Origin of the sequence: Nocardia otitidiscaviarum NBRC 14405, from assembly GCF_000308635.1 — a bacterium.
Classification (GTDB): domain Bacteria; phylum Actinomycetota; class Actinomycetes; order Mycobacteriales; family Mycobacteriaceae; genus Nocardia; species Nocardia otitidiscaviarum.
Genome location: NZ_BAGD01000195.1, coordinates 1 through 242 on the forward strand (window position 1 = coordinate 1; position 242 = coordinate 242).

1 protein-coding gene is annotated in these 242 nt (G+C 75.6%); it reads right to left on the bottom strand.

Translation table 11 applies throughout. The features are described 5' to 3' along the window. The coding region (locus ON31_RS37020; RefSeq protein WP_157533795.1) for a hypothetical protein at positions 1-242 on the bottom strand (242 nt) is incomplete at both ends.

Sequence of the window (242 nt, forward strand, 5' to 3'; positions counted from 1 at the left end):
GGTAGCGGGTGCGGGGGTGGGTTCGGTGCCGGTGCTGGTGAGGGCGTGTTCGAGGGCTTCGACCAGGCCCTCCCGCACGGGCCGTAGACATCGCGGTGGGTGTTCCACCACTCGCGCAGGGCGGCGGCGGTATCGGAGCGGGCGAGGGTGACGGCGGCCTCGGCCTCGGCGAGTTCGGCGGCGGCGGCATCGCGGAGTTCCAGGGCGCGCTGGGCGGCGCGTTCGGCGCGGGTGCGTTCGGT